General features: G+C 71.7%; 8 protein-coding genes. 4 read left to right on the top strand and 4 right to left on the bottom strand.

Going from position 1 to position 10280, the window contains the following annotated elements; all coding sequences use genetic code 11:
* Both D7W79_RS31955 and D7W79_RS31950 read right to left on the bottom strand, forming a co-directional pair.
* A partial coding sequence (locus D7W79_RS31955; protein WP_120529156.1) for an ATP adenylyltransferase family protein occupies window positions 1-589 on the bottom strand: 589 nt, incomplete at its 3' end.
* 93 nt (window positions 590-682) lie between these two features.
* Complete coding sequence (locus D7W79_RS31950) at window positions 683-2125, bottom strand: hypothetical protein (RefSeq protein WP_120529155.1); 1443 nt, start codon at window positions 2123-2125, stop codon at window positions 683-685.
* A gap of 247 nt (window positions 2126-2372) precedes the next feature.
* On the opposite strand from D7W79_RS31950, the gene D7W79_RS31945 reads away from it, so the two are divergent.
* The 4 genes from D7W79_RS31945 (at window position 2373) to D7W79_RS31930 (ending at window position 7569) form a co-directional block, all read left to right on the top strand.
* The gene (locus D7W79_RS31945; protein ID WP_120529154.1) at window positions 2373-2933 is read left to right on the top strand and encodes a DUF2378 family protein; all 561 of its coding nucleotides are present in this window, start codon (window positions 2373-2375) and stop codon (window positions 2931-2933) included.
* Window positions 2934-3066: 133 nt separating this feature from the next.
* The gene (locus tag D7W79_RS31940) at window positions 3067-4152 is read left to right on the top strand and encodes a hypothetical protein (protein WP_120529153.1); all 1086 of its coding nucleotides are present in this window, start codon (window positions 3067-3069) and stop codon (window positions 4150-4152) included.
* Window positions 4153-4265: 113 nt separating this feature from the next.
* A complete protein-coding gene (locus tag D7W79_RS31935) occupies window positions 4266-6440 on the top strand; it encodes an FUSC family protein (protein ID WP_244222082.1) in 2175 nt (724 codons plus the stop codon).
* 64 nt (window positions 6441-6504) lie between these two features.
* Window positions 6505-7569, top strand: coding sequence for a hypothetical protein (locus tag D7W79_RS31930; protein WP_120529152.1), 1065 nt, complete (start codon window positions 6505-6507; stop codon window positions 7567-7569).
* A gap of 3 nt (window positions 7570-7572) precedes the next feature.
* On the opposite strand, the gene D7W79_RS31925 is transcribed toward D7W79_RS31930, so the two are convergent.
* On the bottom strand, window positions 7573-8484 hold the full coding sequence (locus tag D7W79_RS31925) for a tetratricopeptide repeat protein (RefSeq protein ID WP_120529151.1): 912 nt from the start codon (window positions 8482-8484) through the stop codon (window positions 7573-7575).
* 231 nt (window positions 8485-8715) lie between these two features.
* The gene (locus D7W79_RS31920; RefSeq protein WP_120529150.1) at window positions 8716-10032 is read right to left on the bottom strand and encodes a glycoside hydrolase family 2 TIM barrel-domain containing protein; all 1317 of its coding nucleotides are present in this window, start codon (window positions 10030-10032) and stop codon (window positions 8716-8718) included.
* Between the last annotated feature and the right edge of the window lie 248 nt (window positions 10033-10280).

Genomic DNA, 10280 nt, shown 5'->3' with positions numbered 1-10280 from the left:
GCCCCAGGCCCGCCAGCAGGTGCGCGAACGGCAAGGACTCCGCGGCGATGACGCGGCCCGGCCCCGGCAGCGTGGGGAGCAGCGCCTCCACCGGCGCGCGGTAGCCGTCCGGCCCCAGGGGCGGCACCAGCTGCAGGTGCTTGTGCCGCTGGCTCGCGCCGGCCGTCTCCCCGGCGTTGTAGAAGGCCAGCCCGTCCAGCCCCTCCAGGCACGTGGAGAGCGCGTCGAAGTCCGCGCGGGTCAGCAGCGCGTCCTGCGGCTCGAAGGCCCGCGTCACCAGCAGCAGGTGGTGCTCCACGACGTTGAACTTGTTGAGCAGGCACACATGCGCGGGCGGCACGTCCCCCAGCACGAGGTCCGGCTCCGGGTTCGCGAACGGGTTGAACGGCTCGGCCTGGGACGGTGCAGGCCGCTTGCGCTCCTTGAGCGCCACCCGACCCAGCACGCGCACCTGGAACGCCGTGTTCGCGATGGGCAGCGTGCGCGCTTCCGTGGCGATGGGCTGGAGCGCCCCTGTCTCCAGCGCGTGCCGCGTGACGGCCAGCGTGCGGTGCCACAGGGCGGTGGGCGGCAGCGGTGTGGCGTTCACGGGCAGGCTCCTGACGTGAGGCCTGGAGTCTGTGCCGTCCGGTGCCGCCAGCGTCAACCCGCTTCCGGTAGGAGAAGCGCCGGGATGTCCGCCTCAGCGCGGAGGGCGGAAGACGTACTGGTATTCCGGTGACGGGCTGCCGGGTGGGTACTGGGCGTCCATGAAGGCCACGTGCGCGTGGTGGGTGATGAGCACGTCCTGGAGGCTGTCGTAGAGCACCACCACGTTCGTGGCCTTCCCGGTGGGGTCCAGGTCCACGCGCACCTTCAGGTTGCCCTTGAGGTCCGGCTTCTCCATCAGGTGCTCCAGGTACAGCGCCACCAGCCCCAGCGACACGCGGTCGTAGATCTGCTCCACCGTGCCCTTCGCGGGCGTCGCGGGCAGCCGCAGCTTCTTGTTGAGCTGCGCGGCCTCCTCCGCCGCCTCGGGCACGGGCCGCTCCGGGGCGGCGAGCGCCGCTCGGTATGCCGCCACGGCCTCGAAGTAGCGCTCCTGCTTGAGCAGCAGCCGCGCCCGCCGCACCTGGATGTCCGCGCGCTGTGGCGCGAGCGCCACCGCCTGGTCCAGCCGCGCCTCGGTGCCGGCCGCGTCCTGTCTTGCTTCCGCCAGCGTCGCCAGCCGCAAGAGCGGCTCCGGATCCTTCGGCGTCGCGGCGGCCAGACGCACCAGCGCCTTCGCCTCGTCCTCCGGGCGGTTCAACTCCACGTTGAGCCGCACCCAGGTGGCGAGCACCGCGGGCTCCGCGCCTCCGAGCGTCGCGTAGCGCTCCAGCATCTTCACCGCCTGCGCCTTGTCCCCCGCGGCGAGCCACGCCTCCGCCTGCCGCCGGTGCGCCTCGCGGTCGTGCGGCTGGAGCGCGACGAGCAACGCCCCGGCCTCCGCGCCCGCCTTCGGGTCCCCGGCCTCGCGGGCCAGCCGCGACAGCACCTGGAGCGCCTCCGGCTGCTCGGGCCACTCCTTCACCGAGCGCACCAGCAGCGCCCGCGCCTCGGCCGCGCCCCCGGGCCGTCCCGCCAGCAGCAGCGCCAGGTCGGTGCGGAAGCGCGGCACGTCCAGCTTCGCCAGCGCCTCGCGCAGCCGGGCTTCCGCCTCCGCGGGCTTGCCCTCCGCCTGGAGGCGCAGGCCGTCCGCCCACAGCGCGGGCGCGAAGCCGGGCACCACCTTGCGCGCGGTCTCCAGCGGCGCGGCCGCGTCCTTCAGCATGCCCCAGCGCACGTACACCAGCCCCATGCCCACGTGCGGCCACGGGTTCTCCGGGTACACCACCGCCAGCGCCTTGAACTCGGCGAAGCTCTCGTCGGACGGCAGCGCGAGGAAGGCCCGGTACACCCGGGGCATCGGGTCCTTGGGCGCCTTCGCCTCCTGGGCGTCCAGCTCCGTGCGCAGCGTGCTGGGACTGCCCTGGACGCGCGCCGTGTCCATCCGCTGGAGCATCGCCATCCCCTCCGCGGCCGGAGCGGGCACCGGACGGGCGCCCGCCGCCGGGAGCGCGCACAGCACGGACAGCAGCAGGCACGTCAGGGCACGGGACGTCATCGGAGCTTGCGGAAGGCGCTTGAGGGGAGCCGGGGAACCAGTGCGCCTGGACGCTACCAGATGCCCGCGCCCGGCGACGCCTGGGAGTGTTTGCACGCCTTGCTTGAATTACATGGACACACGCGATGTTTCACGCGCTCGGGAACGGGACGGAATGGCCCTGGAGGGCGACCGCGCTTTCGAGCGTCGGACTCCACGCGGGCGGTAGGTCTTGACCAGAACCAGCGGTGCTGGGCGGAATGGCCCCATGGCCACCGCCGAGAAACTCGTATTCCCGACCATCGTCGAAGGACTCTTCGTCCGAGGACTTTCCGGGAAGGTGCCCTTCGCCCTCAAGGAGCAGCTGCGCAAGGAGGGCCTGGACCTGGACCGGCCCCTGCAGCCGGCGTACTCGCTGGACACGTGGACGCGCTGCGTGGCGCTGACGGCGAAGACGCTCCACCCGGAGCAGCCGGATCCGGTGGCGTGGCGGATGCTCGGCGAGCGGATGATCGACGGCTACCGCGACACGATGGTGGGCCGGGCGCTGCTGGGCGTGCTGCGGCTCATCGGGCCCAAGCGGATGCTGCTTCGCACGCAGCACAGCTTCCGCACCGGCAACAACTACACCGAGGTGCGCATCACCGAGCGCGGCGAGCGCGAGGCGGACCTGTGGCTCAACGAGCCCGGCCTGCTGCGCTACTTCAAGCAGGGCGTGATGCTGGCCACCGTGCGCGCCGCCAGCGGCCCCGCCACGCAGGTGGACGTGGTCCAGTTCGACGACGACAGCGTCACGTACCGCGTGTCCTGGGGCGCCCCCGGCTCCTGAGTCCGCCGCGTCCCCCCTCGTCGGATCCGCGACCCCGGGGCCCCTTGCTCGTACCTGTCCCCTTCTGCCAGCGTGAAGGCCTGGGCGCGGCGTCCGGGCCGTGAACGGCCGCGCGAAGAGGGGGCTTCATCCAATGCCGTCGAGCGAGCGCGCCAACCTGCCGCGCTGGAACGGTCATCAGCGGGGGTTCTTCGAGATCTGGTTCCTGGTGGTGCTCGACCCCGGCGGCGATCGTGCCTGGTGGTTGCGCTACACCCTGTTCACCCCCGCCCCGGGCAGCGGCGGTGAGCCTCGCGCCACGATGTGGGCGGCGGCGTTCGACTGCGCGTCGAAAGACAGGCCCGCGGTGGCGCTCAAGGCCATCCATCCCGCCACCGCCTTCACGGCGCTGCCTTCCGGCGGCGTGCGCATCGCGGACTCGGAGCTGACGCCCGGCCACTGCCACGGACAGGTGGCCAGCGGCGGGCACGCGATTGCGTGGGACCTGCGCTTCCAGGGCGGAAGCTCCGGGCCGGTGCGCCGGGAGCCGCGCGGCACCGCGCTGCTACCCCTGCCCACGCACGTCACCCACGTGCATGACGACGTCACCTTCGAAGGCACGGTGACGGTGGACGGAGAGCGCATCGACGTGAAGGGCGCGCCCGGCCTGCAGAAGCACCTCTGGGGCCACCGGCGGCTGGAGGAGCTGACGTGGCTGTACTGCCCGCGCTTCCGCGAGGACGAAGCCGCGCGGCTGGAGATCATGGCGGTGCGCGCGAAGCGCAAGCGGGGCCACCCGCAGCTGTCGCCCATCTACCTGCGCACGCGCGACGCCGAGCACACGTTCCACGAGCTGCCCCACGTGCTCCTGTCGAGCGTGACGTCGCCCGCGTCCGGGGAGCTGACCTTCCGCGCCGCGTCCGCCACCGTGGCCATGGAGGGCCGCGCGTGGTGCGACCCGCGCACGCTGGTGGGCTACGCGTACCGCGACCCCACGGGCTGGGACGTGCTGGTGGCCCAGAGCGACGTGGCCCGGTGCGAGGTGCAGCTCTTCTCGCGCCCCCATCCCTTCGCCGCGTGGCGGCCCACGCGGAAGCTCACCTCCACCGTGGGCGCGCTGGAGTTCCACGGCCCGGAGCCGATGCCGGGCGTGCGCTACATCCCGTGGGACGGCACCGCGCTCGAAGCGGAGGAAGCGCCCGGCGACTCCGAGGATGAACCGGCCCTGGGGACGGGCTGAAGCCAGGGACGCCTGCCCCGGCCTTTCGGGAGGGAGGGGCCCGCGGGCCCGGGCCCGGGGCGCCGTCCGCTCATCGGGGGAGGAGCCTCCCCTGGCTGTGGAGGGGAACGGCCGTGGCCACCCTCTGGGGTGGCTCCCCCATGCCCCGTCACCGGCTGCTGAGACACCTCCAGTCGCTCTTCCGGGTGGAGCCCGGGAGACCGGCCCTGTGGGCAGGCATCCGGGCCGCCGTCGCCACCGCCCTGCCCCTGTGTCTGTCCTTCCTGCTCACGGTGCCCGCGGCCGGATGGGCGGGCCTCACGGCCCTGCTCGTCACGCTCGCGGACAAGGGCGGCTCCTACCGCGTGCGGGCGCGCGTCATGGGCGTGGTGACGGTGCTGGGGGCGCTGGTCGGCATGCTCGCCGCGCCCGCGGGCCAAACGTACACGGTGGACGCCACGCTGCTGTTCCTGGGCGTCACGGCGGCGAACTTCGCGCGCTGCTACGGCGAGACGGCGGGCTCCGTGGGTGGGCAGCTCGCCGTCATCTTCGTCGTGTCGCTGGGCGCGCCCGCGGCCTCGCCGCGGGAGGCGCTGCTGCGTGGGGCCGCGCTGCTGCTGGGGGGCCTGTGGGCGATGGCGCTGTCGCTGCTGCTGTGGCCGCTGAGGCCCTATCGCCCCGCGCGCCGGGCGGTGGCGGAGGTGTACGCGGGGCTCGCGGCGGCGGCGGAGGAGCTGCGCGGGGCGACGCTGGAGGGGGCCACGCCCGACGCATGGGCGGAAGGGCTGAAGCGCCATGCGCGGATCCGTCCGGACATCGAACGGGCGCGCGGCGTGCTCGCGGCCACGCGGCGCGGGAGGCCGGACGAGTCCCGGCGTGGCGAGCACCTGCTGGTGCTGGTGGAGCTGGCGGAGCCGATGGTGGCGCTGCTCAGCGCGCTGGCGGAGGCGATGCAGGTGGTGGGGCGCGACCCGCACCTGCAAGCGACGCGCGAGCGCGTGGCACGGCTGTGCGAGGCCTTCGCCGCGATGGACCTGTGGGTGGCGCGGGCGCTGCGGCAGGAGCGCAACGAGGGCATGCGCGCACCGCCCCGGCTGGCCCTCAAGCCCCGGCGCCGGCGGCAGCCCGCGAGGATGGCCGCGCCGTCGGTGCGGCACACCACGGAGGGGCCGCTGTCCACGCACGTCGCCACGCTGCTGGACCGGCTGCGCGAGTATGCGGGCGTGGCGCACGAGACGGCGTCGGGCCTGCTCTTCGGCGACCCGGTGTCGCCGCGTGGCAGGGGGACGGTGGGAGGCCCCCAGGAGGCGCCGGGGCGCTCCGTGTGGCAGCCGCTCCGGGACCACCTGCACCGGGACTCGGTGGTGCTGCGGCACGCGCTGCGCACGGGGATGGTGGCCACGGCGGCGCTGGGGCTGACGCGGGCGTTGCAGGTGGGCGACGCGCACTGGGTGAGCCTCGTGGTCATCTCCATCCTCCAGCCCTACGCGGGCAGCACGGAGGAGCGCGTGCTCCAGCGCACGCTGGGGACGCTGGTGGGCGCGAGCCTGGCGGCGCTCATCGCGACCACGGTGCACACGCCGCCGCTGATGATTGGCGTCATCAGCGTGATGACGGCCGTCTCCGTGACGCTGCTGCCGCTGAACTTCGGCGCGTTCCAGGTCCTGCTCACGCCGGACTACCTGCTCATGGCCACGCTCAGCTCCGGGGACTGGACGGTGGCGTCGCAGCGCTCGCTGGGCGTGCTCATCGCGGGGGCGCTGGCGCTCCTGGGCTCCTGGACGCTGTGGCCCAGCCCGGAGCGCCGCCGCTTCCCGGACGCGGCGGCCACCGCCCTGCGCGCGGACGGGAAGTACCTGCAACAGCTGGCCACGCACCGCAGCGGCACGGAGCCGGAGGTGAACGAGGAGCGCCGCCGCCTGGACCAGTCGCTGCTGGAGGCGGAGTCCTCCTTCCAGCGGTTGATGACGGAGTACCGGGGCCCGCCCCAGCACCTGGAGCCGGGCATGGCACTGCTCACCTACGCGCGGAGGTTCGCGCTGGCGGTGACGGCGCTGGGCACGGGGAGGTTCGAAGGGAGGACGACGTCGGTGCTGCCGCAGCAGCTGGCGCAGCGGGCCAGCGACAGCCTGGAGTTGCTCGCCCGCGCGTTGCAGGAGCGGCGCGAGCCCCCGCCCCTGCCGGCCCTGGCGCTGCCTCGCACGAGCGATGATCCGGTGCTGGGCGCGCTGCTGGAGCGCGTCCCAAGGCAGCTCGGCATCCTGCACGGCGCGGTGGCGCGGATCAGCGAGGACCCGTCGCTGCGCTGAAGCCCCGGGGACCTGACCTCCCACGACGTTGTCACTTGCTGTGAAACCCACGGATACTCCGGGGATGCCCCGCTCCAAGCCCTTCTCCATCCCCGACCTCCGGAAGGACAACCCCAGCTTCAATCCGTTCGACGTCCTTCAGCGCGACGTCGAGGAGCCGGAATCGCAGCCGGTGCGGAGCCCGGCCCCCCACAAGACGCCGCTGCACTTCGTCTGGTACGGGACGGGCAAGCCCAACGACGCGAACACGAAGACGCCGAAGGCCCTCGCGGCCAACTTCGCCTCCGCGACGGTGTACTTCTGGTGCATGCCCCAGATGGCGCCCGAGTTCGAGAAGGCGCTGGGCAAACGCGTCAAGGTCCACGGGCTGGATGAGGTGCTGGAGGCTCCGGCCGTGCGCAAGGAACTGGGCGCGATGATGATGGACAGGCTGGACCAGCTCCTGGACTTCTACCTGGCCAACAAGGGTTACGCGCCCGCCAAGGACATCCTGACCTTCCTGACGCTGGCCTTGAACGGGGGATACTTCTTCGACGCGAACTGCGTCATCGAGGTTCCGAAGCAGTTCGAGAAGGCGCTCGCCCGGCCTCCGGCGGTCCCCACGTTCCTCAAGCTCGGGGACATGCTGTCCTTCAATGACAGACACCCTTCCTTCATGAAGAGCGATCTGGCCCTGCAGATGGGCATGGAGGAAGAGGACACGGACACGGTGACGCCGTTCAACGGCACCGATATGTGGGCCATGTACGCGCCGCCCCGGCACCGCATGATGTGGACGATTGCCCGCCACTACATCTCGCGGGCGGAGGCCTTTGGTTTCTGCGGCGCGACCGCCCGGACCGGCAGCATGCGGGAGGAGATCCGCGACTACTTCATCAATGGCCTTGGCCAGCAGAAGCGCACCCTGGCCGGCGCGTTGGGCATCCAGAGCATCTTCGCGGGCATGGCGGAGCACAAGGTGCGCCATGCGCAGTACAAGCCCGAGGACGTGAACTGGGAGGTGGCCTCCGTCAAGAATGGCGCGATCGAAAGCACCGGCGTCGCCCTGTCCCCCGCCTCCGCGAACGCGGACTACTGGGTCAAGGACCTGGGCCTCACGAAGGGCCACGGGGACAGCTGGACGAAGTAGCGCTCAGGGCGTGGCGCAGGCGGCCTGGTACTCCTGGAGCTTGCTCTGGAAGCGCTCCCGCTCCGGCGCGGGCCATTCCGCGGGCAGCAACTCCACGGCCTTGCGTTGCTCCGCCAGTGCCTCGGGGCACTGCTTCAGGCCGAAGTGCGCGGCGGCGGCGGTCTCCAGCACGTAGGGGTTGGGATGCTCCCCCATCACGGAGCGGCGGATCACCGGGCGCAGCGCCATCAGGGCCGCGGCGTATTGCCCGGCTTGCACGCGGTGCCAGGCCATCTCCGTCGCGATCCACTGGAATCGGGGTGCCAGGGCATAGGCCTGTGCGAGCACCTTCGGGTAGTCCGGATCCTCCGGCGTGTGGACGGCGAGCTGCATCGCGAGGTTGGCCCAGGCCCCACCGCTCTGGGGGAAGTGGGCCACCCGCAGCCGCGCCCAGCCCAGCTTCTGCTCCAGCGAAAGCTCATCATCGGAGGGGCCTCCATAACGGAGGTTGAAGTTGAAGCCATACGAGGTGGCCGCGGCATGTCCCGCCAGGCTCCAGGGCCGGTAACGGCTTTCACCCAGCTGCGCGATGAGGTGTTGGGAGGGTTGCCCGGAGCCGTCCTCGATGACCTGGCAGTCCCGCACGTGCTCATCCACGTCGATGCGGCATTGCAGGACGACCACGGCGTACTCGCTGCGGAAGGACAGGCTTCTCTCCTTGGGGTGGGTCACCCAACCCTGGATCCTGGCCGGCGGGAGGCTCTGCTCCTTCAGGAACTGGCACGCCTGCTCCAGGTCCGCGTCGCACGCCGCCTGGAGGTCGCCCAAGGCCTGAACGACCTGGGCCTCCGTGGGCTTTCCCGCGAGGACCTGGACGGCTTCCTTGAAGACCCCAGGAGCCTGTCCGGCCTCCAGCTCCAGGACCGGAGCATCCACGGGAGTCCCCGAGGAGGCGCCAGCGGCGAGAACCGGATTCCGCGCGACCCGCTTCGCGTAGGAAGCGGGGTCAGCCAGGAAGGCATCCATGGCCAATGCCAGATGCCCATGGCTCGCCGTGGGTGGAGGCAGGTCGGATGGTCGCAGCCGGTGGGCACAGCCGACAGGGACCACCAGCAGTGAAAGAAAGAGCAGATGCCAACGCATGGCGCCGCACTCTAGCGCGGTGATTCAGGGAGTGGTCGGAGCCGCCACGGACGTCGTGGCGGCGACCAGGTTCCCCGCGCCGTCCTTCGCCAGGCCATACAGCTTGAGGACGCCCGTCACGGCAGGCAGACGGACGCGCCACGTGCCGGGGGTGGCCCCCTTCCGGGACTCCAGCACCGTCACGCGGTCGCGCTCCGCCCGGGTCGCCGCGCCCCGGAAGTTGTAGGCGAAGGACACGTCCAGCGGCGTGGCGGAGGTGACGTCGAAGACCACGTTCGCCCAGGTGGCCGTGCCTTCCTTCTCCACGCCTCGCACTTCCAGGCGCACCGGCACCGGCAGCGCGGGGTCCGGCTTCATGCCCGTGTACGCCTCCCGCACCGCGTGCCACGCCGGCCGGGTGGAGGTGCCGGACAGCATTCCCAGCCACAGGCCTGTGTGGTCCAGCGCCGCGCTGTAGTTGAAGACAAACAATCCCAGGCACCGGCCCGCCTGGACGTGCGGCGCCAGGGCGTTGCGCCAGCCGTCCACGATGACGGCGTACTTCTCCCCATCCCCCGGCTCCGCGGGCAGACCGTGCGAGTCCTTGGGGGCCTCCCATTCGCCCTGGGCGCCGAACTCGGTGATGAACCACGGCTTGCGCCCGCTGGCCTGCTTCACCGCGTCCGCCAGCGCGTGGATGCCCCGGCCGTAGACGTTCAAGCCATACGCGTCCAGCGACGGGACGTACTTCTCCCAGAGCGGCACGCCCAGCGTCCACGCATCCACGGACAGCACGGGGTGCCCAGGGTCCGCCTTCTTCACCGCGCGGACGACCTTCTCCAGGAAGCGCGCGTAGGCGACCTTCGCCGGCTCATCCGGTGAATTGAGAATGACCTCGTTGCCCAGTCCCCACGCGAGCACCGCAGGGTGGTCCTTGAAGCGGCGCACCTGCGCGAGCGTGGCCTGGAGCTGCGCCTCACGGCCCTTCACGTCGCGCACGTAATCAAACGCGTCGTCGTTCTCCATGCCCGCGCGGCCCGGCCGCAGCCACAGCCCCACCAGCACGCGCAGGCCATGCTTGTGCGCGGCATCGAGCAGGGCGCGAGTCTCCTCTCCGGTGCCCCAGGTGCGCAACGTGTTGACGCCCAGGGCGCGCAGCTGTTCGCAATCCCTGTCGAAGTTCGCGGGCCCGCCCGTGCCACTGAACGTCACGCCCTTCGCCACGTAGGGCTGGCCGTCCACCTCCAGCTTCCACCCCTCCCCTGCCTTAACGATGGCGGTGCGGGCCTCCGCGCTCCAGTCGGGGAACAGGAGCGCGGTCAACAGCAGGACACCGGTGGCGAAGGGGCGGGGAGTGGACATGGGCCTGGCAGGTCTGTCTGAAGGGGTGTGAAGCATTGCGAGGCTGGCGCTTGAAGGGACATGCTGCGCCTCTCTACCGCGTCAGCCAGCCAGCCACTCCATAGGCCCGCGTCTCCAACGGCCTAAACGACCGATCGTAATTCTCGAACGGTCTCAAGCTGCGCGTCGAGCAGAGGCGGCGCGCAGCAAGGGGCTGGCGGTTCTCTGCGCGTTCCGAGCGTCGAGGTAGGCGTCCACCTCGGTCATGA

It is taken from the genome of Corallococcus exercitus (assembly GCF_003611585.1).
In the GTDB taxonomy this organism is placed as follows: domain Bacteria; phylum Myxococcota; class Myxococcia; order Myxococcales; family Myxococcaceae; genus Corallococcus; species Corallococcus exercitus.
The sequence above is the reverse complement of the archived record's forward strand: the minus strand, read 5'-3'. Positions and strand labels throughout refer to the sequence as shown.

Coding starts and splice junctions, on each gene's coding strand:
- D7W79_RS31920 (WP_120529150.1), bottom strand. CDS start 10,032: ATGTCCACTCCCCGCCCCTTCGCCACCGGTGTCCTGCTGTTGACCGCG.
- D7W79_RS31940 (WP_120529153.1), top strand. CDS start 3,067: ATGCCGTCGAGCGAGCGCGCCAACCTGCCGCGCTGGAACGGTCATCAG.
- D7W79_RS31950 (WP_120529155.1), bottom strand. CDS start 2,125: ATGACGTCCCGTGCCCTGACGTGCCTGCTGCTGTCCGTGCTGTGCGCG.
- D7W79_RS31930 (WP_120529152.1), top strand. CDS start 6,505: ATGCCCCGCTCCAAGCCCTTCTCCATCCCCGACCTCCGGAAGGACAAC.
- D7W79_RS31945 (WP_120529154.1), top strand. CDS start 2,373: ATGGCCACCGCCGAGAAACTCGTATTCCCGACCATCGTCGAAGGACTC.